This window comes from Gemmatimonadota bacterium (genome assembly GCA_009692115.1).
In the GTDB taxonomy this organism is placed as follows: domain Bacteria; phylum Gemmatimonadota; class Gemmatimonadetes; order Gemmatimonadales; family GWC2-71-9; genus SHZU01.
This window is the reverse complement of the sequence record SHZU01000001.1, coordinates 54,498-73,984: the sequence shown is the minus strand read 5'-3', so window position 1 is coordinate 73,984 and position 19,487 is coordinate 54,498. Positions and strand designations below refer to the sequence as shown.

Below are 19,487 nucleotides of genomic sequence, written 5' to 3'. Positions count from 1 at the left end.
CTGACCGACTTGCTTGAGGTTGACCGGCGCGACCCGCTTCATAGTGTAGATTCCGATCCATGGAGGTTCAAGTGTTCGGCGTCAAGAAGAGCGCGGAAACCCGCACCGCGCTCCGGTTCTTCGCGGAACGGCGCGTCAAGACCCATTTCGTCGACTTTGGGGTCCGGGGTCCTTCCCCGGGCGAACTGACTCGGTTTGCTCAAAAATTCGGGGTGTCGGCCCTGATTGATACCACCTCGAAGCGGTTCGCCGAACTCGGGTGGGGCGTTGCCCGCTACGGCGATCAAACCTGGCTCGACAAGTTGGTCGAAGAGCCGCTGGCGTTGAAACTGCCCTTGGTCCGGTACCAGCAGCACCTCACGGTGGGCCCGGCCGAGCCGATCTGGAAAACCTGGACCTGAGGCCTGATGTCATGACGCCTACGAGCCGCAAACGAGCCCCGCGGGTTGAAGCTCGCCCGCCGGGTGCCGGTCGGCCCGATCGGGTGGTCGAGGTGTACGAAGAGCTCCGCGACTTGGTGGTGCGGGGCCGGCTCGCCCCCGGGGCTCGGTTGGTCGAGGCCCAGGTCGTCAGCCGGCTCGGGGCGAGCCGGACTTCAGTGCGCGGGGCGCTCCAGCGGCTCCAGCAAGAGGGCTTCGTCCGGGGCGGGACGACCGGGCTCAAGGGCCGGATCGCCGTGGCGCCGCTGACCAGCGCGGATGCGGTTGAATTGTTTCAGGTGGTGGCGGAGATCGAAGGTCTGGCCGCGGAAAACGCCTCCCAATTGGCGCCGACACCGCGCCAGAGCTTGGTGGCGGATCTCAACCGGGTCAACGAGGAGTATCGCCGGACCGCCGCGGCGCCCCGGCCCGATGGCGACCGGTTGTTTGCGCTCGACACCAACTTCCATTGGCTCTACGTCGAAGCCGGTGCCGGCCCCCGGCTCCTCGGCCTCCACCTGGCCATCAAGCCCCAGATCGAGCGCTACGTCCGGATCTACCAGACCGCCTTGACCGAGGCGATCCCAACGTCGGTCGTCGAACACGCCGCGGTCGTCGCCGAGATCGCGACCGGGTCGGGGCGGGGCGCCCAGGACGCGGTCCGCACCAACTGGCGGAACGCCGCCGCCCGGCTCCGGTTGGTCATCGATGCCCGGGGCGAATCGGGGTCATGGTAGTTGCACCCAATCCCTTCATTGGATATTGTTCTATTCATTACATAACCGTACACACAAACGGCGCCGGAAAAACGCGCCCGTGGGTGTGCGAACGTCCCTGAATCTGGAGAAGCGTATGAGGTGGAAACGGTTCCTTGGAATTGCCGCCACGCTAGTGGCCCTCGCCGCCGGTCGGGCCGCCGCCCAAGAAGTCTCGGGCGTGGTGCTCGAAGGTCGGTCCGGCCGGCCCCTGGAAGGAGCCCGGGTTTCGGCGAACTCCAAGGACGTCCGCACCGACGCCCGTGGACGGTTCACGCTGAGCGGTCTCTCGGGCACTGAAGTGTCGATCCGGGTCAGTATGATCGGCTACCGGCCCATCACGGTCATGTCGGCCGTTGGCAAGACCGACATTCGGATTACGATCAGTGAGCAGGCCGTCAACCTCGCCGAGATCGTCGTGACCGGTACCCCGGAAGCGATCGAGAAGCGCTCGCTCGGGAACTCGATGTCCACGGTCCATGCGGCCGACCAGCAGGCCTTTGCGCCGGCGCCCGACATCTCGAACCTGATCAACAGCCGGGCCCCCGGTGTGGTGGTAATCCCGGGGACGGGCCAAGTCGGGTCCGGACCCCAGATCCGGATTCGCGGCGTCAATAGCTTCAGCTTGAACGGCAACCCGCTCATCTACATCGACGGGGCCCGGGTCAACAACGACGTGTCGCAGGGCATTTCGGTCCAGGGATTCGGGTCGGGCATCAGTTCCCGGCTCAACGACATCGACCCCGACCAGATCGAGAGCATTGAAATCATCAAGGGGCCGGCGGCCGCCACGCTCTACGGCACCGAGGCGACCAACGGCGTCATTCAAATCATCACCAAGCGAGGGAAAGCGGGCCAGCGGCCGGTGATCGGGATGTCGATCCGCCAGGGCACCAACTGGTTCATGAACCCGGAAGGCCGGATCATTCAGCCGCTCAACGGGATCAGCACCGCCAACGGCGCCGCCTGCGGAGTGCCCTCAGCGACCTGCGTTCTCACGGCCTGGAATCCGGTCCGCCAAGAGGATTCGCTCTTCAACCTCGGAAAGGTCGATCGGCCGCTGTTCGAGAACGGCTACCTGATGGGGTATGGCTTGACCGTGAGCGGCGGCACCGATGCGGTCCGGTATCACCTCGGATCGAGCTTCGACGCCGACAACGGGATCGAGCCGACGAACTATCTCCGCCGGATGTCCACCAACGCCAACGTGTCGATTGCGGGCGGAGAAAAGTACGACGTCAACATGAGCTTCGGCTTCGTCAAGAGCAAAGTCAACCAGGCCTTTGAGGCCGGCTCGGGCGGGATCTGGTTCTCGACGATCTTCGGCGACCCGGCCCTGCTCAACACCCCGCGGCGGGGCTACAACGGCGCGCCGCCGGAGTACCAGTGGGGCGCGCGGCAGGCGGTCCTCTCGGTGAACCGGTTCACCACCAGTGTCACCATCAACCACCGGCCCACCACTTGGTTGTCGCAGAAGTTCACGGTCGGGCTCGACCAAACCGACCAGGCCGCCGAGCAACTCAATCGCTTCTTGAAGCCGGAATGGGTCCAGTTCAATCCCGGCATCGGCGCCCTTGGCGGCAAGTTCAAGAACCGCCGGACGGTGAACTACACCTCGTTCGACTACAGCGCCACGGCGCGGGCCAAGTTGACCTCGGCGATCAACTCATCCACCTCCTTCGGCGCCCAGTATTTCAAGCGGCGCACCGACGACCTGACCGCCAACGGCTCGCAGTTCGTGGCCCCGGGCCTCGAAACGGTCTTGGCCACGGCGATCACGACTTCCGCCGAGGACTTCGTCGAGAACGCGACCCTGGGCGTCTACCTCCAGCAGCAGTTCGGTTGGAAGGACAAGTTCTATCTGACCGGCGCCGTCCGGGTCGACAACAACAGCGCGTTCGGTGACAATTTCGACTTGATCGCCTATCCGAAAATCAGCGGCTCGTACATCGCCAAGGAAAACGGCGAGGGCTTGCTCAACACCCTGAAGCTTCGCGCGGCGTATGGCCAGTCGGGCCAACAACCGGTGGCGTTCGCGGCCATCCGGAGTTGGCGCGCGGTCACCGGTGGTGACGGCTCGGCCGCACCGATTCCGGAGTTTGTCGGGAACCCGGACCTAAAACCGGAACGCGCCGCGGAAATCGAAGTCGGGGCCGACGCTGGGCTGCTCGGAGACCGGCTCGGCTTCGGCATCACGGCGTTCACCAAGACCACCAAGGACGCGATTTTGCTCCAGAGCCTGGCGCCCTCGCTCGGGTTTGCCGGGACCCAGTTCGTCAACATCGGGGCCGTGCGAAACCGAGGGATCGAAGTCGAAGCCTACGGCCGTCCGCTCGAGCGGAAGGACGTGAGCCTGGACCTTCGGTTCTCGCTTTCCTACATCAAGAACAAGGTTACCGACCTGGGCCTCAACCCGGACGGGACCGCCAAGAAATCCCTCGGGGCTGGCCAGCCCACGCTGGGCGATCCGGTGAATGCCCGGTACCACCGGAAGGTGATTGCCGCGACCTACGACCCGACCACTCGCCGGGCGATCAATGTCCTTTGCGATGACGGCGTTGGTGGTGCGGGCGTTGCCTGCAGTTCGGGAGCCCTGGTGCTCGGTGGCCAGTACGACCCGACCACCGAAGGCGCGTTGAGTGCCACGGTCACGCTGTGGAACCGGTTCCGCCTGTACGGCTTGGCCGATTTCAAGGCCGGCAACGTCCACACCGACAACAACCGCCGGGCCCTTTGCCAGGTGTTTTTCCGGTGCGATGAGAACTTCAATCCGGACAAGTACGACCCGAAGGTCGTCGCCGAGATCGCGACGGCCGGTACCGTCACGTCCTTCGTGACCAGCAAGGCTGACTTCATCAAACTCCGCGAGTTGTCGGTGGCCTATCAGCTGCCCCGCGGCATCGCCAAGTGGTTCCGCGCGGCGGACGGCAGCGTGTCGCTCTCGGCCCGGAATCTTCATACCTGGACCGGGTACAGCGGGCTCGATCCGGAGTCGTATTTCGTCACCCAGCAGTTCGTCCGGCTGGAGCAGGACCAGACGCCGCAGCTCGCGTCGATCAATATCTCGCTCAACCTGACTTTCTGACCAATCGAGGACCTGACTATATGCGTACTTCCTTCATGAGACTCCTGAACCGCGGGGCCGCTGCCACCGGGCTCACCGTGGGTCTGGTTGGATGCGGCCAGTTGCTCGATCAGGCCGCGCCCAGCCGGGTGCTCGAAGAAACCCTCCAAGGCCCAGCAGCCGCCAAGCTCATCGTGGACGGCGCCCGCGCGTCGTTCGGCTGTGTGCTCCAGGCGTACGTCACCGGCGGGGGCTTGCTGACTGACGAACTCGAAGACACCCAACTCGCCGCCGCCGGGTGGGATTGGGACCGCCGAAGCATCCTGAAGGTTGGCGGAAATTTCGCCACCGCCGGCTGCGACGGGGGCCAGCAGTTCGGGATCTACACGGCCCTGCAGACTGCCCGCTACACGGCCGATTTGGCGTCCACCAATTTGGCCACCTTCACCGATGCCGAGGTGCCCGGCCGGGTGGCGCTGCTGGCAACGGCGTCGCTGTTTTCGGGCTATTCGCACCTCCTGCTGGGCGAAGGCTTCTGCTCGGGGACGGTCGACGGCGGACCGGAACTGACCCCGGCCCAGGTCTTTGCCCTGGCCGAGACCAAGTTCACCGACGCCATTGCCTCGGCGACGACCGCGAACAACACCTCGCTCCTGAACGCCGCGCGGGTCGGCCGGGCTCGGGCTCGGCTCAATCTCGCCAAGCTTCCCGGCGCGGCAGTGGTGACCGGCAAGCTGACGGAGGCAAGGGCCGACGCGGCTTTGGTGCCGGCCGGGTTTCTGTATAGCGTCCCGTTCAACAGTGCCTCCACGTATTCCCGGAACATGCTCTTCACCCGGAACACCGAGAGCCGGCTCTTCGGCGTGGCCCCGCGGTATTGGGCCATGACGTTCAACGGGACGCCCGATACGCGGGTCCGGGTCACCTCCGGCTCGATTGGACAGGACAACCTGACCAAGAACGTGTACCTGGCCCAGAAGTACAATTCGCAAGCTGCGCCGATTGCCCTGGCCAAGTACCAGGAGGCGCAACTGATCGTGGCCGAAGCCGACTACCATCTGGTCGGTCCCTCGGCTGCCGTGCCGATCATCAATGCCCTTCACACGGCGGTCGGGCTTCCGGCCTTCGCAAGCACCGTGGCCACCGAGATCCTCGGTCAGATCGTCGAGGAACGGTCGCGGGAGTTGTTCCTCGAAGGTCACCGGTTCTACGATACCAATCGGTTCAACCTGCCTCTCAGCCCGGCGGTCGGCGTGCCTTTCATGCCGCCGAATCCGGATGGCAGCATCCGGAACAAAGGCGGCCAGTACGGCGACCTCCGGTGCCTCCCCCTCCCGGACGTCGAGCGCGACAACAACCCCAACCTGGTCCGGGCCCGCTAAGGGACGGATTAAGGGTGGTGGCGGTAACCGAGGGCCTGGGAAACCGGGCCCTTTTCCGTCCCCCCAGGCCGAGGGCCGAGCGCCAAGCCCCGATCCCCGATCCCCGATACATTTACCAAACGTGTCAGTTCCGACCTTTGACGAAAGGGGCCCCCCGGTGATCCTCGAAAAGTTCTTTGGCGCCATTCGAGCCCAACTCAACAAGCTTGCCAACTGGTTCTGGGAAAAAGATCCCATCGCCCAGATCCAGTACGAGTACGACAAAGCGGTCGAGCAGGAACGGCTCGCCCAGCTCAAGATGCTGGTCGAACGCCTCTAGTCCCCGTGTCCGTTTCCGTCTCATTCAAGGCCTACGTCCAGGAGCAATTCGCCGATCCCAAACGGCTGAAGGCTCGTCCGATGTTCGGCGGCGTCGGCCTCTCCTGGGAAACCACGTTCTTTGCCGTGATCGACGACGATACCGTGTTCTTCAAGGTCGACGCCGAGACCCGCCCCGCCTTCGAACAAGCCGGCTCCGGCCCCTTCGACCCCTTTAAGAACGGCAAGCCGATGCGCGGCTACTACGAGCTCCCCCCCGAAATCCTCGAAGACCGGGAGCAACTCGCCGTCTGGCGCGCCACCGCCGTCGCCGTCTCCCGCCGGGCCCCGTCCCCCAAACGCCGAGCGCCGAGCGCCGAGCCCCGAGTGCCGAAAAAATGACACCCGAGGAGTTCCGCCGGTACGGCCACCGGGTGGTCGACCTGATCGCCGATTACCGGTCAGGGGTGGCCGGCCAATCGGTTCAGGCCACCGTGCATCCCGGTGAAATCAAGGCCGGACTGCCGGTCGAGCCTCCGAGTCACGCCGAGCCGTTCGACCAGATCTTGGCCGACGTCGAGCGGATGATCGGAGCCGGGCTGACCCATTGGGCCCATCCCCAATTCTTTGGGTTCTTTCCGGCGAACGCCGAGTTGGCGAGCGTACTCGGCGACTACCTGAGTACCGGCTTCGGCGTGATCGGGCTGTCCTGGCAGTCGAGTCCGGCCCTGGCCGAGTTGGAAGAGAGGGCCATGGATTGGGTCCGGCAAATGCTGGGCTTGAGCGCGGCCTGGAGCGGCGTTATCCAAGACACGGCGTCGACTACGACGCTGGTGGCCCTCCTCTCGGCCCGGGAGCGCACCACCGGGTTCGGCGCCACTCGGGGCGGCTTCCAGGCCGAGCCGAAGCCGCTCGTCATCTATTGTAGCGCCGAGGCCCACAGCTCGGTGCCGAAAGCGGCGTTGTTGGCTGGGTTCGGGCGCCAGAACATTCGGCTGATCGAGGTTGATGAGGCGTACGCGATGCGGCCCGAGGCCCTCGAGGCGGCGATCGCCGCCGACCTTGCCGCAGGGTCCCGGCCCTGTGCGGTGGTCGCGACGATCGGGACGACCACGTCAACCGGGTTCGATCCGCTCGAGCCGATCGCCGAGTTGGCCCGGGCCCATGGCCTTTGGCTCCACGTCGACGCCGCCATGGCGGGTTCGGCGATGGTGCTGCCGGAGTGCCGGGGGCTCTGGGCCGGGATCGAGTCAGCTGACTCGATCGTCATCAACGCCCACAAATGGTTAGGCGTGGCCTTCGACTGCTCGTTGTACTACGTCCGCGATCCCGAACACTTGGTCCGGGTGATGTCGACCAATCCGAGCTATCTCCAGTCGTCGGTGGACGGCCAGGTCAAGAATTACCGCGACTGGGGCATTCCGCTCGGCCGCCGATTCCGGGCCCTCAAGCTCTGGCTGATGATTCGGGAACAGGGCGTCGACCGGATCGCGGCCCGGTTCCGGCGGGATCTTGCGAACGCGGCGTGGCTCGCAACCGAGATCCGGCAGACCGCGGATTGGCGGGTCGTCGCGCCGGTCCTGATCCAGACCCTGTGTGTCCGCTACGAACCGCCCGGCCTAGCCGGTGAAGCGCTTGACCGGCACACCCTGGCCTGGGCCGAGCGCATCAATCGCTCCGGCCTCGCCTACCTGACGCCGGCCGTGCTGGGAGGGCGGTGGGTGGTCCGGGTCTCGATCGGTGGTCTCTTGACCGAGCGGAACCATGTCGAGGCGCTCTGGGCGTTGATGCGGCGAGAGGCTGAGGCCTCGTAACCGGCGTTAGGCTCGGCTTGGTCGTCCTCGCCTGCTGGGGTGTCGAGACCGCGCCCTGTCAGCCGAGGCCGTCCCCCATCGTCGAGCGGGCGACCGCCGTGATGCAGGACCTCGTTGGCCGCAATCTGTTCCAAGGGGCCGTCGTCATCGGCCGGCGGGGCGTCATCCAGTATTCGGGGGGCTTCGGGTTCGCGGCTCCTCGAGGGCGACACGGTCCTCCGGTGGATGCCGGTGGCGATGGACGTGCTCGTGACGCCGCCGCGCGCGGGGACGCTCGAGTTTGAGGTGACATCGGCGTACGAACCGCCGGTCACCACGCGGGCACTGGTGCGAGTGCGACCGCGACCGCCGAGCCGCTAGGCCCGCTTGTCGCCCCAGAGCATCTGCCGCTCCCGGTCTTCGAACGATGCAATCTCCGCGGCCCCCCGCCGCGCCGTCAGCAACGACACCACGATCCCCACCGCAAATGACAACGGGATCGTGACTAGCGCCGGATTCTTGAGCGGGAACCACGCCGTCTCATGCTTCAGGATGTCGATCTGAATCGTGGGCGAGAGATAAATCAGGACCAACGTCGTTAGCGTCCCGACCACCATGCTGGCCAGGAGCCCCATGGTGGTGGCCCGCCGCCAGAACACCCCCAGGCAAAGCGCCGGGAAGTTACCGCTGGCCGCGATCGCGAACGCCAGCGACACCATGAACGCCACGTTCTGGCCCTTGAACGTGATGCCAAGTCCGATCGCCACGACGCCGAGGACCACCGTAGCGCCCCGCGCAATCCGGAGTTGCTCGTCCGCCCCGGCATGCCCGCCTCGAAACACGTTGACCCAGAGGTCGTGCGACAACGCGGCGGCCCCCGACAGCGTCAGCCCGGCCACCACGGCGAGAATCGTAGCGAAGGCCACGGCGGCGATGAAGCCCAGGAAGGGCGTGCCTCCAAGTACCTCCGCCAGAAGCGGAGCGGCCATGTTGCCGCCTTTGTCGACCGCCCGAATCGCGTCCGGACCGACGAGCACCATGGCCCCAAACCCGAGAATGAACGTCAGCAGGTAGAACCCGCCGATCAGGCCGGTGGCATAGAACACCGACTTCCGGGCCGCCTTGGCGTCCGGCACGGTGAAGAACCGCATCAGAATGTGCGGCAGGCCCGCCGTGCCGAACATCAAGGCCATGCCTAACGAAATGGCATCGAGTGGGTTGGCCACCAATTTACCGGGCGCCAGTACGCTGCTTCCGTATTTCGCGGCCGCGGCGGCAAACAAGGCAGTTGGGCTCATCCCGAACTTCATCAACACCATGATGGCCAGCAGGAAGGCCCCCGACATCAGCAGGACGGCTTTGACGATCTGGACCCAGGTGGTCGCGATCATACCGCCGAGCAGGACATAGAGAATCATCACCGAACCGACGATGATCACCGCCGACTCGTAGGACAGGCCGAACATCAGCTTGATCAGGCCGCCCGCCCCGACCATCTGGGCAATTAAATAGAAGATGACCGTGGACAACGTCCCGATGGCCGACGCCACCCGGATCGGCTTCTGCTCCCGGTGGAGCGCCACCACGTCCGCGAACGTGTACCGCCCCATGTTCCGGAGCGGCTCGGCAATCAAGAACAACACCACCGGCCAGCCGACCAGCCACCCGGTCGAATAGATCAGGCCATCGAACCCGGTGGTCGAGACCAGCCCCGCGATCCCTAAGAACGAGGCCGCGCTCATATAGTCGCCGGCGAGCGCCCAGCCGTTCTGGCCGGCGGTCACCGACCGGCCCGCGGCGTAGAACTGTTCGGTGGTCTTGGTCCGCCGGGCGGCCCAGTAGGTAATCCCGAGCGTGATGCTGATGAAGGCGAAGAAGAACCCGATCGCGACCGGATTCCGCTGGCCGATGGCGGTGGCGGCGGCGTCGACCTGGAGGATCATCGGCCCGCCTCGTGCCGGAGGCGCTCGAGCTCCGGATCATAGGTCCGGTTGGCCCACCAGATATAGGCGTAGGTGAGAACCCAAGACGCCCCGATCACCAGCGCGCCGAGCAAGATGCCGAGACTTAAACCCGGTGCCACGAGCGTGGCCATCAGGGGCTTGTTGTAGGCGATCAACAGGATGAACCCGAAATAGACTACCACCATCACCGTCGTCAGGCTGATCGCGACGCGCCAGCGCGTCCGGGCAAGCGCCCGAAGGGGTTCGGACATATGTCGTGTGGCCTATGGTTGGTCTTGGGAGCGAGGAGCGACAAGGCTAACGTTAGCCTATTCCCGGAAAGTGAGCAACGATGCGCGGATGGTTCTTCGTCGCTGGTTTGGCCGGCGTTGCTGGGCCGGCCGGAGCCCAGGCCCCCCCAGCCACCGACATCTACTTAGTGCCGATCAAGACCCAGGGCGCGAAGCTGATAGTTGGGGCGCCGAAGAACCTGACCCATCGGAAGGGTTTCGACAATCAGCCATCCTTCTCGCCCAATGGGAAGTCGCTGTTCTACACGGCGATTCACGGGGGCGGTCCGAAGGGCACCGACCAATCGGACATCTTCCGGGTCGATTTGGCCACCGGCCAGACGGTCGCCGTTACCGCCACGCCCGAAAGCGAGTACTCGGCCACCGTCATTCCAGGAACTTCCGACATCGCGGTAATCCGGGTCGAGGCTGATTCAACCCAGCGCCTGTGGGCCTTTCCGCTGAAGGGCGGCGCGCCTCGGCTCCTATTCGATCGGATCAAGCCGGTCGGCTACCAGGCCTGGCTCAGTCCGACGACGGTCGGGCTGTTCGTGCTGGGGTCGCCGTCGACGCTGCGGTTGGCCAACCTGACCACCGGGGAGTCACGGGTCGCGTTATCCGACATCGGACGCGCCCTCCAGCCCTCGCGGGGGTCGAAGGCCCTGTCGGTCACTCACCGGATGGCGGAGAAGGAGTGGTGGGTTGTTGACATCGATCCGGCAACCTTGGCGCGGACGCCCATTGCCAAGCTACCGGCCGGCGCCGATTTCTTTGTCTGGCTCCCCGATGGAAGCCTGCTGACGGCGGCGGGCAAGGACCTGTTTCGCCGGACTGGAGACGGGGACTGGACCGTCGTCGCCACACTGGCCGTGCCCGGTTCGATCAGCCGCCTGGCCTTGAGTCGCCGCGGCGACTGGTTGGCCCTCGTGGCGGACGACGGTGCCCCATGAGCATCCGACCCCTGATCGTGATCGCGGCATCAACCGCGCCCTCGATATCGCCGACACGGCGGCCGCCCGGAACCAACGGCTCGATTCCATCGGCTAATAGGAGTTGCCATGCGTAGCGTCTTGATCGGACTCGCCCTCGGCGCCGGAACCTGGGCCACCGGCCTGGCCCAGGCCCGTCCTGATACCACCGCGATCGTACTCGAACCGGCCCGGGTGTTCGACGGCGACTCGCTCCGCGTCGGCTGGCGGGTGGCGGTGCGGGCCGGGCGGATCGTGGCGGTCGGACCGAACCTTACGGGAGGACAGCGGATCCCGCTGCCTCGCCTGACCCTGCTGCCAGGGCTGATCGAAGCCCATTCGCACCTCTTGCTCCATCCCTACGACGAGACGCCCTGGGTCGACCAAGTGCTCAAGGAACCGCTCGCGCTCCGGGTGGCCCGGGCCGTCAACCACGCCCGGCAAACCCTGATGGCCGGATGGACCACCGTCCGGGACCTGGGCACCGAGGGGGCCGATGACGCCGACGTCGGGCTCCAGGCCGCCGTCGACCAGGGGATCATCCCGGGTCCCCGGATCCTCACCACCACCCGGGCCATCGTGGCCACCGGCAGCTATGCGCCGAAGGGCTTCGACCCCCGCTGGCAGGTTCCCCAGGGAGCCGAAGAAGCCGACGGGGTCGAAGAACTGACCAAGGTCGTTAGGCGCCAGATCGGGAAAGGCGCCGACTGGATCAAGGTCTACGCCGACTATCGCTGGGGCCCCAAGGGCGAGGCCCGCCCGACCTTCTCGGTCGAGGAATTGACCCGGATTGTCGAGACCGCCCGGACCAGCGGCCGCTTCGTCGTGGCCCATGCCACGACCGCCGAGGGGATGCGGCGCGCCACCCTTGCCGGGGTGCGCACTATCGACCACGGCGACGACGGGACCCCCGAGGTCTTCCGCCTGATGGCCGAGCGCGGGGTGGCCCTCTGTCCGACCGTGGCGGCCGGGGACGCGGTCGATCAGTATCGGGGCTGGAAGAAGGGGACCGACCCCGAACCGGACGATATCAAGGCCAAACGGGCCAGTGTCAAGGCCGCGCTCGACGCCGGGGTCACCATTTGTAACGGGAGCGACGTCGGCGTCTTTGCCCACGGCGATAACGTCCGGGAACTCGAGCTTCTGGTGGACTACGGGATGACCCCGCTGGCGGCCCTCAAGGCGGCCACCAGCGTCAACGCCCGGGTCCTCGGCCTCGACGACCGGGGGCGGGTCGCGGTCGGCCTCCTAGCCGACCTGATTGCCGTCGACGGCGACCCCACCCAGGCGGTCGCGGCCCTTCGGCGGGTTAAATTCGTGATGAAGGGGGGCTCCGTGGTCTTGACGGGGTCGCCATCCGGCGGCTAGGATGCGAGGCTGCTAGACCCCTTTTCTGGAGCCAACGATCCGTCTCAAACCCTTCCGCGCGTGGCGCCCCGAACCGAGTGTCGCCGCAAGGGTTGCGGCTCCTCCCTACGACGTCGTGGACCGTGCCGAAGCCGCCCAATTGGCCCAGGGCAACCCGTTCAGTTTCCTCCACGTCGGTCGGTCGGATATCGACCTCCCGCCCGATGTTGGCCCGTACGACGAACGGGTCTATCTCAAGGCCCGCGACAACCTCAAGGCATTCATGCTCGACGGAACCCTGATTCAGGACCGGGATCCGTCGCTCTATCTCTACGAACTCACGATGGATGGCCGGTCCCAGGTCGGCGTCGTCGGCTGCGTCCATATTGAGGACTACGAGCAGGACGTCATCAAAAAGCACGAACGGACCCGGAAGGACAAAGAGGACGATCGGACCTGGCACGTGCTCACGCTCAACGCCAATGCCGAGCCGGTGTTCCTGACGTACCCGGGCCAGCTGTACCTCGACCGGCTCGCCGCCGCCGAAATGCGGGCCAATCCGATCTACAACTTCACCTCCGAGGGCGTTCGGCACCGGGTTTGGATCATCAAGAACTCCGACACCTACATCGATGCGTTCCGGCGGATCGCCGCGGCTTACGTGGCGGACGGCCATCACCGCTCCGCCAGCGCCTGGCGGGCCGGCAATGAGCGGAAGGGCTGGAATCCGCGCCACACCGGGCTCGAGGAGTACAACTGGTTTCTCGCCGTGCTCTTTCCGGCCAATCAGCTCGAGATCATGGCCTACAACCGGGTGGTTCGTGATCTGAACGGCTTATCGGTGGAGCAGGTGCTCGACCGGCTCCGGCAAGTCGGCTCCCTGGCCGAAGCCACCCACCCGGCCCCGGATCGCCAGTGGGTCTTCGGGATCTATCTGGCCGGGCGGTGGTTCCGGCTCGAGCTCTCGCCGGAATCGATCAATGGCCAAGATCCGATCAAGTCGCTCGATGCCGAATTGCTCTATGACCGGATCCTCGAACCGATCCTCGGCATCGGCGACATCCGGGCCGACAAACGGATCGACTTTGTCGGCGGCATCCGGGGCACGGCGGAACTGGAACGCCGGGTCGACTCCGGTGAGATGGCCATCGGGTTTGCCTTATATCCCGTCCGGATCGAGCAAGTCATGCTGGTGTCCGACGGCGGCGGCATCATGCCGCCCAAGACCACCTGGTTTGAGCCGAAACTAAAAAGCGGCATCTTTGTTCACACCCTCGACTGACCAGGACTGCGGGTTATGACACGCGTGCTTATTGCCGACAAATTCGACAAGGTCGGCATCGATGGGTTGAAAGACTTGGGACTCGACGTGGTCGTCCGGCCGGACCTTAAGCCCGACGAACTGGGTGATGTGCTCCATGAGGTCGATCCCAATATTCTGATTGTCCGGAGCAAGAAGGTCGGCGAGGACGCCATGAAAAAGGCGCCTCGCCTCGCTCTGGTCATCCGGGCCGGCGCCGGCATCGACACGATCGACGTGGCTGCCGCCTCCCGGCTCGGCATCTTCGTGTCGAACTGTCCCGGAAAAAACTCGATCGCCGTCGCCGAGCTGGTCATGGCGCTGCTCCTGTCGCTGGACCGCCGGGTGGCCGATCAGGTCATCGAGCTCCGCCGGGGCGAGTGGAACAAGGGCGAGTACTCGAAGGCCCGCGGCCTCTACGGGCGGACGCTGGGCATTGTCGGCCTCGGCCAGATCGGTCGCGAAATTGCCAAGCGGGCGCTGTCGTTCGGCATGAAAGTCATCGCCTGGTCCCGCCAGCTCACACTCCAGGACTGCCTTGAACTCGGCATTGACTACGCCGAGACGCCACTCGACGTGGCCCGGCAGGCCGATGCCGTTACCGTCAACGTCGCCTCGACTCCGGAGACCAAGCACTTGGTCAACGCCGAGTTCCTCGGGGCCATGCGGCCGGGCGCCTACCTGATCAACACGTCCCGGGGTTCGGTGGTGGACGAAGCGGCGCTGCTCGACGCGATGGCCACCAAGGGGATCCGGTGCGGCCTCGATGTGTACCAAGGCGAGCCCGGGGCCTCGAAGGGGCAATTCGACTCGGTGCTGGCGAAATCGGCCGGGGTCTACGGAACCCATCACATCGGTGCCTCCACCGATCAGGCCCAGACCGCGATTGCCCACGAGGTCATCCGGATCGTCCGACAGTTTACCAAATCGGGCGTCGCGCTCCACTGCGTGAACCGGCTGGCGAAGAGTTCGGCCACCCACGTGCTGTCGGTTCGGCACCAGAACAAACCGGGTGTCCTGGCCCATGTGTTCCGAGTGCTCTATGACGAAAAGATCAATGTCGAAGAGGTCGAGAACATCGCCTATCATGGATCGGAGGCGGCCAGCGCCCGGGTCCATGTCACCGGGTTGCCCAGTCAACATGCCATCGATGAAATCAAGGACGGGAACCCCAATGTCATCAGTGTCGATTTGACTGAGCTAAGGCGGTAGTATGGAACGGGTCCACAATTTCAATGCGGGTCCCGGCGTCCTGCCGGAATCGGTGCTCAAAGCGGCGCAACGGGACGTCTGGAACGTCGCCGGCTCCGGCATGGGCATCATGGAGCACAGCCACCGGGGCAAAGTCTTCGAGAAGATCATCGCCGAAGCCGAAGACGATGCCCGGAAGCTGGCGGGGATTCCCGACAACTACCGGGTCTTGTTCATCCAGGGCGGCGCCACCCAGCAGTTCGCGATGGTCCCGATGAACCTGCTGCCCGCCGGCCGGACCGCCGACTACTTGATCACCGGCGTCTGGTCGGAAAAGGCCGTGAAAGAGGCCAGGAAATTCGGGGCCACCCATGAGGCGGTGTCTGGAAAAGGCTCGAATTTCACCGAGATTCCGCCGGCCGATGTTATCCGCTACTCCGACAATCCGGCGTATGTCCACCTGACCACCAATAACACGATCTATGGTACCCAGTGGCGCACCGAGCCCGCGGTGCCGGCCGGCGTCTCGCTGATTGCCGACACTTCGAGTGACATGTTCAGCCGGCCAATCGACGTCGCCAAGTACGGCCTCATCTACGCCGGCGCCCAGAAGAATCTTGGTCCCTCGGGTATCGTCGTCGTCATCGTGCGCGACGACTTGACCGAGGTCGGGCCGTCCGGCATCTCGACCATGATGCAGTACCGGACCTACGCCAAGGAGAAGTCGCTCCACAACACGCCACCGACCATGGCGATCTACATGGTTGGCCAGGTCCTCAAGTGGATCGCCGAAACCGGCGGCTTGACCGCAATGGCCGAGCGGAACGAGGAAAAAGCCAAGTTGCTCTATGACTTTATCGATCAGTCGGCGTTCTTCCGGGGCACCGTGGCCGCCGGGAGCCGGTCGCTGATGAATGTCTGCTTCCGGGCGCCGACCGAAGAGTTGGAGAATCAGTTTTGCGCCGCGGCTGAAAAGAACGGCTTGGCCGGCCTCAAGGGGCACCGCTCGGCCGGCGGAATGCGGGCCAGCATCTACAACGCCTGCCCCCGCTCGAGCGTCGTCGCGTTGGTCGAGTTCATGAAAGAGTTCGAGCGGGCCAACGCCCGGACGTAGCGCCCGTAGCTGAAGCCGGCGATCAGGTCGTAGAGAATGTGAACGACCATCGCCGGATACAAGGAGCCGGTCACCATCACGAGCCCGTGGAACACCACCGCGAAGCCCGTGATCACCAGAACGGCCGGCCACCCCTGGACCAGATGGGAAACCCCGAAAATCGCGGCGGCAATGGCCACACTTGCCGCCGCCGACCCGGTCATCTGGTGCCCGATCCAGAACAACACCCCCCGATACGTGATTTCTTCGCCGATGCCGGCTAGAACCGATACCGCTGTCCAGAGCGCATGGTCGGTCGCATCGATCGGTGCGATCAACTGGACCCGCCGGTCCCCCCGGGCTGCCTGCCGCCGCCACTCGGGCCATCCGAGAAACACCGCCATGGCCATGGCCAAGACCCCGAGGGCGGCTAGCCAGTGGCCAACCGTTGGGAAATAAGGTGCGAAGAGCGGGATGCCGAGGGACCACGCGGTCGCCACCGACAATCCGGTCAGCGCCAACTGCTGAACAATGACGCCGGCCAGGTAGCGCTTTTTGGGAGGCAGCGCGGCGGTTGCCAGTCGGCTGCGGCTCCGCCACGCGGCCCAGGGGATCACCCCGCCGATCAAAACCAGGAACCAGAAACCGACCATCCCGACCCCGGCGGGTTCGGCCTCGGCACCCGTCATAGCGCCCCGGCCGCCCGGCGAACCCGCTGGACGATCGCACTGAGACCCTGCGTCCGCATCATGCCAAGGGCCTCGTCGAGCTTCATCAAGTGGAGCAGGTCGACCGGCAGGCTCGCGGCATCCGTCACCGGCCGGCCGTCGAGCGCCCGGACCAAGAGCGAGAGAAAGCCCCGTACGGTCGGCGACTCGCGGGGCACGTCGGCGTGGAGCCGAACCAAATCGCCCTCGCGCTCGAGCCACAAAAAAACCGGCGTTTGGCACTCGGCGATCCGATGGGCCTCGCGATCCCGGTCGTCCCGGAACCGGTCGGGCAACTCCGGGAGTTTCTTGGAGGCGTCGAGGAGGGCGTCGAGCCGGGTGCCTCGGTCGGCGGACCCGAATCGCTGGATCAACTTGTCGATCGTCATGAAGCCGGGCCAAATTGGGTGAGCACGCCCCAATCTACCTGGAGCCCGACCGATGAGCCCGACGCTGCCCGGCCCGCTCGTCCGTACCGAATGGTTGGCCGCTCGCCTTGGACAACCCGGCCTCGTGGTCGTCGACGCGTCCTGGTACCTGCCGGCCATGGCGCGAGCTCCGAAGGCCGAGTACCTGGCGCACCACATTCCCGGCGCGGTGTTCTGGGACCTCGATCAGCTGGCCGACCCGGCCAGCCCGCTGCCCCACATGTTGCCGGACCCCGCGGTCGCGGGTGCCCAGGTCGGGGCCCTCGGCATCGGCAACGATGATGCCGTGGTCGTCTATGACGGCTCCGGCATCCAGATGACCGCCCCGAGGGTCTGGTGGCATCTCAAAGTGCTGGGCCACCGGTCGGTAGCCGTGCTCGACGGAGGGCTCGCCAAGTGGCGCGCCGAGTCCCGGCCGACCGAATCCGGTGCCGTGGTCCCGGTCCCGGTGCCCCACTCGGTTGACTGGCACGGGGCGTTGGTGAAAGATCTCGGCGCCGTGTTGGCGCTGGTCGGCGGGGAAGAGGTTACCCTGGTCGACGCCCGGGCCGCAGGGCGGTTCGAGGGGCGCGACCCGGAGCCCCGTCCCGGGCTTCGTCTCGGGCACGTCCCCGGGGCGCGTAACCTGCCGTTCGCGAGCCTGGTGGGGCCGGATGGGTTGCTGCTGGCCAAACCGGAGCTCGAGCAGCGGTTTCGGGCCGCGGGCGTGGACCTCGGCCGGCCGGTGGTGGCGTCGTGCGGATCGGGGGCCACCGCGTGCGTCGTTGCCCTCGCGCTCGAGGTCGTGGGCCATCGCGACTACGCCGTGTACGATGGCTCGTGGGCCGAGTGGGGCGCTCGCGACGATACCCCGATCGAGCGTTAGCGGCACCGCCGGAGGAGGCGGGCCGGCGCCGGGTGGAAGGGCAGGGCCCGCTTGGCGGCCAAGGCGTGCGGCAGTGCAGCCGGACATCCGGTTCGCGCCGCCAGCAACAAGTGCAGCCGGTAATTTCCCGGATCGAACCGGATCGCGGCCTCCATGTCCCTTGGCGACCATCCATTCCCCGCCGACAGGATGGTGGCGGCTTGGCCTCCGCTCTTGGCGGCCAGACCACCCGTTACCAGCACAAACCATCCGAGCGAGCGGAGCCGTCGGCCGGCAATCGCCAGATGGCGGACCGGCCGCGTGGCCGGCAGCAACGCGCCGATCCCGGCCATCACCACCATCGTCGGTGGCGCCAGCAAGAACACCGCATCGAACAGCCCTTCGACCGCCGCCCCGGCCAAGAGCGCGAGGCCGGCGATGGCCGCCGCGCCATGGTCGGGGTCCCGGGCCCGCCGGATCGCCACCAATCCGAAGGCCAGGCCGGTCACCAGCCACAACCCGGCCCCGAGCGGGCCTCGCTCCACCACCAGGGCGATCCAATCGCTCGACGGCCAGGGATTGGTCGGGATTGGATCGTCGCGGTCGAACGAGGGATCGTTAGGCGTCGTGACCAGCGGATACTTCACCAGCCAGTTTCCGGGCCCGGTGCCGAAGAAGGGATCTTGCCGGACCAACTCCAGACTGTTCTGATACTGGATCAGGCGCCCTCGCCCGGACCCCTCGCGGTAGTTGAGGACATCGCGGAACGAGTCGCGGTACGGTGACGAGGAGCGCCATTCCAAATGGTTGGGGACCACCAGCGCCGCCAGGGCCCCCAATCCTCCGGCCAGCACCAGTCCGGTGAGCCGCCGCCGCGAGATCCGGGGTGGGCCGCCCCGAGTCACCAGCGCCGCGAGCGAGGCCACCACCACCACGGTCCCCGCGCCGACCCAGGCTGCGCGCGACCGGGACAGGACCGTCGCCGCGATCATGACGGCGATCGCCACCCCCCCCAAGCCCCCGGCCAGCCGGCCGCGCGCCGAGGCCACCAACCACCCGGCCAGGGGCAGTCCGAGCACCATCAGGTGGGCCATGAAGTTGCGGTTGCCGAGGGTGCCTCCCGGCGCCCGCGTATCGGCCAGGACGTTGGAGGACCAGCCGTAGGCTTGGAACAGTCCGGTCGACCCCGCCATCACGACCGCCACGAGGAGGGGAACCACCACCGCGCCCCGGCCCAAGCGGCCGGCGATGATGCGGGCCACGAAGAACACCGCCAGGCCGCCGACGGTGATCCCGAGTGCCCGAAAGGAAATCCACCGGTTGGTGGCCGCGACGGCACTGGCGACGCTCAACAAGGAGAATCCAGCCAGCCCGAGCTCAGCCATGCCCAGTTCGATCCGATCGGCCCGAAGCAACACCATGACGCCGGCCAGCAACCCGGTCACCAGCAACGCCAACTCTTTCGGCACCGTGAACCGGTCAAGGTCGAACAGGGCCGAAGGCAGCACCGCCAGCACCACGGCCACCGCTCCGATGCCAAGGAGGGCGGCGGCCAGAATTCCGGTTGCCCGGTCCAGACCCGACGAGTCCAGAGCCCGAACGGACGGATTTTCAATCATGGCCGGATAGTAGACTGGCTGGCCCACCCGTCAACCGCTGGCGACCA

At 66.0% G+C, this 19,487-nt stretch carries 17 protein-coding genes; 12 read left to right on the top strand and 5 right to left on the bottom strand.

Annotation, left to right across the window (positions count from 1 at the left end; translation table 11 throughout):
• Positions 1–59 precede the first annotated feature (59 nt).
• From EXR94_00385 to EXR94_00360, 6 genes are all read left to right on the top strand, one after another.
• Positions 60–401 (top strand): arsenate reductase, encoded by a 342-nt coding sequence (locus EXR94_00385; GenBank protein ID MSR01188.1) that lies wholly within the window; start codon positions 60–62, stop codon positions 399–401.
• Between the two features lie 11 nt (positions 402–412).
• Complete coding sequence (locus EXR94_00380; GenBank protein MSR01187.1) at positions 413–1,156, top strand: GntR family transcriptional regulator; 744 nt, start codon at positions 413–415, stop codon at positions 1,154–1,156.
• A complete protein-coding gene (locus EXR94_00375; GenBank protein MSR01186.1) occupies positions 1,128–4,259 on the top strand; it encodes a SusC/RagA family TonB-linked outer membrane protein in 3,132 nt (1,043 codons plus the stop codon). Before EXR94_00380 ends, EXR94_00375 begins: the two co-directional genes overlap by 29 nt.
• 20 nt (positions 4,260–4,279) lie before the next feature.
• A complete protein-coding gene (locus EXR94_00370; protein ID MSR01185.1) occupies positions 4,280–5,620 on the top strand; it encodes a RagB/SusD family nutrient uptake outer membrane protein in 1,341 nt (446 codons plus the stop codon).
• Positions 5,621–6,019: 399 nt separating this feature from the next.
• The gene (locus EXR94_00365; protein ID MSR01184.1) at positions 6,020–6,319 is read left to right on the top strand and encodes a TfoX family protein; all 300 of its coding nucleotides are present in this window, start codon (positions 6,020–6,022) and stop codon (positions 6,317–6,319) included.
• Positions 6,316–7,731: an aminotransferase class V-fold PLP-dependent enzyme gene (locus tag EXR94_00360; GenBank protein ID MSR01183.1), complete on the top strand. Its 1,416-nt coding sequence runs from the start codon at positions 6,316–6,318 to the stop codon at positions 7,729–7,731. The genes EXR94_00365 and EXR94_00360 overlap by 4 nt, the downstream gene beginning before the upstream one ends.
• A 356-nt stretch (positions 7,732–8,087) precedes the next feature.
• Here the strand turns inward: EXR94_00360 and actP are convergent, their stop codons facing one another.
• Both actP and EXR94_00350 read right to left on the bottom strand, forming a co-directional pair.
• Positions 8,088–9,653 (bottom strand): cation/acetate symporter ActP, encoded by a 1,566-nt coding sequence (gene actP, locus EXR94_00355; GenBank protein MSR01182.1) that lies wholly within the window; start codon positions 9,651–9,653, stop codon positions 8,088–8,090.
• Complete coding sequence (locus EXR94_00350) at positions 9,650–9,925, bottom strand: DUF485 domain-containing protein (protein MSR01181.1); 276 nt, start codon at positions 9,923–9,925, stop codon at positions 9,650–9,652. Before EXR94_00350 ends, actP begins: the two co-directional genes overlap by 4 nt.
• Before the next feature lie 80 nt (positions 9,926–10,005).
• On the opposite strand from EXR94_00350, the gene EXR94_00345 reads away from it, so the two are divergent.
• The 5 genes from EXR94_00345 to serC all read left to right on the top strand — a co-directional run bounded on the left by EXR94_00345 (position 10,006) and on the right by serC (position 15,863).
• Entirely contained in the window at positions 10,006–10,893 is an 888-nt protein-coding gene (locus tag EXR94_00345; protein MSR01180.1) for a hypothetical protein, read from the top strand.
• A 108-nt stretch (positions 10,894–11,001) separates the two neighbouring features.
• On the top strand, positions 11,002–12,279 hold the full coding sequence (locus EXR94_00340) for an amidohydrolase family protein (protein ID MSR01179.1): 1,278 nt from the start codon (positions 11,002–11,004) through the stop codon (positions 12,277–12,279).
• A gap of 37 nt (positions 12,280–12,316) precedes the next feature.
• Positions 12,317–13,540: a DUF1015 domain-containing protein gene (locus EXR94_00335; protein ID MSR01178.1), complete on the top strand. Its 1,224-nt coding sequence runs from the start codon at positions 12,317–12,319 to the stop codon at positions 13,538–13,540.
• A 15-nt stretch (positions 13,541–13,555) separates the two neighbouring features.
• Entirely contained in the window at positions 13,556–14,770 is a 1,215-nt protein-coding gene (locus EXR94_00330; GenBank protein MSR01177.1) for an ACT domain-containing protein, read from the top strand.
• Position 14,771: 1 nt separating this feature from the next.
• On the top strand, positions 14,772–15,863 hold the full coding sequence (gene serC, locus EXR94_00325) for a 3-phosphoserine/phosphohydroxythreonine transaminase (protein ID MSR01176.1): 1,092 nt from the start codon (positions 14,772–14,774) through the stop codon (positions 15,861–15,863).
• Here the strand turns inward: serC and EXR94_00320 are convergent.
• On the bottom strand, positions 15,782–16,531 hold the full coding sequence (locus EXR94_00320) for a CPBP family intramembrane metalloprotease (GenBank protein ID MSR01175.1): 750 nt from the start codon (positions 16,529–16,531) through the stop codon (positions 15,782–15,784). The genes serC and EXR94_00320 overlap by 82 nt on opposite strands.
• Positions 16,528–17,097 carry a SufE family protein gene (locus EXR94_00315; protein MSR01174.1) on the bottom strand — a complete coding sequence of 190 codons (570 nt, stop codon included), beginning with the start codon at positions 17,095–17,097 and terminating at the stop codon, positions 16,528–16,530. The genes EXR94_00320 and EXR94_00315 overlap by 4 nt, the downstream gene beginning before the upstream one ends.
• Between EXR94_00315 and sseA the strand changes: the two genes are divergently transcribed.
• Complete coding sequence (gene sseA / locus EXR94_00310) at positions 16,991–17,842, top strand: 3-mercaptopyruvate sulfurtransferase (protein ID MSR01173.1); 852 nt, start codon at positions 16,991–16,993, stop codon at positions 17,840–17,842. The two genes, EXR94_00315 and sseA, sit on opposite strands and share 107 nt — an antisense overlap.
• Here the strand turns inward: sseA and EXR94_00305 are convergent.
• Entirely contained in the window at positions 17,839–19,440 is a 1,602-nt protein-coding gene (locus EXR94_00305) for a hypothetical protein (protein ID MSR01172.1), read from the bottom strand. The genes sseA and EXR94_00305 overlap by 4 nt on opposite strands.
• Between the last annotated feature and the right edge of the window lie 47 nt (positions 19,441–19,487).

Bases quoted from the DNA above. Each gene is read 5' to 3' on its own strand.
- EXR94_00370 (MSR01185.1), top strand. From the start codon at position 4,280: ATGCGTACTTCCTTCATGAGACTCCTGAACCGCGGGGCCGCTGCCACC.
- actP (MSR01182.1), bottom strand. From the start codon at position 9,653: ATGATCCTCCAGGTCGACGCCGCCGCCACCGCCATCGGCCAGCGGAAT.
- EXR94_00330 (MSR01177.1), top strand. From the start codon at position 13,556: ATGACACGCGTGCTTATTGCCGACAAATTCGACAAGGTCGGCATCGAT.
- serC (MSR01176.1), top strand. From the start codon at position 14,772: ATGGAACGGGTCCACAATTTCAATGCGGGTCCCGGCGTCCTGCCGGAA.
- EXR94_00385 (MSR01188.1), top strand. From the start codon at position 60: ATGGAGGTTCAAGTGTTCGGCGTCAAGAAGAGCGCGGAAACCCGCACC.
- EXR94_00350 (MSR01181.1), bottom strand. From the start codon at position 9,925: ATGTCCGAACCCCTTCGGGCGCTTGCCCGGACGCGCTGGCGCGTCGCG.
- sseA (MSR01173.1), top strand. From the start codon at position 16,991: ATGAGCCCGACGCTGCCCGGCCCGCTCGTCCGTACCGAATGGTTGGCC.
- EXR94_00340 (MSR01179.1), top strand. From the start codon at position 11,002: ATGCGTAGCGTCTTGATCGGACTCGCCCTCGGCGCCGGAACCTGGGCC.
- EXR94_00375 (MSR01186.1), top strand. From the start codon at position 1,128: ATGCCCGGGGCGAATCGGGGTCATGGTAGTTGCACCCAATCCCTTCAT.
- EXR94_00315 (MSR01174.1), bottom strand. From the start codon at position 17,097: ATGGCCGGCAGGTACCAGGACGCGTCGACGACCACGAGGCCGGGTTGT.
- EXR94_00320 (MSR01175.1), bottom strand. From the start codon at position 16,531: ATGACGGGTGCCGAGGCCGAACCCGCCGGGGTCGGGATGGTCGGTTTC.
- EXR94_00365 (MSR01184.1), top strand. From the start codon at position 6,020: ATGTTCGGCGGCGTCGGCCTCTCCTGGGAAACCACGTTCTTTGCCGTG.
- EXR94_00305 (MSR01172.1), bottom strand. From the start codon at position 19,440: ATGATTGAAAATCCGTCCGTTCGGGCTCTGGACTCGTCGGGTCTGGAC.
- EXR94_00380 (MSR01187.1), top strand. From the start codon at position 413: ATGACGCCTACGAGCCGCAAACGAGCCCCGCGGGTTGAAGCTCGCCCG.
- EXR94_00345 (MSR01180.1), top strand. From the start codon at position 10,006: ATGCGCGGATGGTTCTTCGTCGCTGGTTTGGCCGGCGTTGCTGGGCCG.
- EXR94_00360 (MSR01183.1), top strand. From the start codon at position 6,316: ATGACACCCGAGGAGTTCCGCCGGTACGGCCACCGGGTGGTCGACCTG.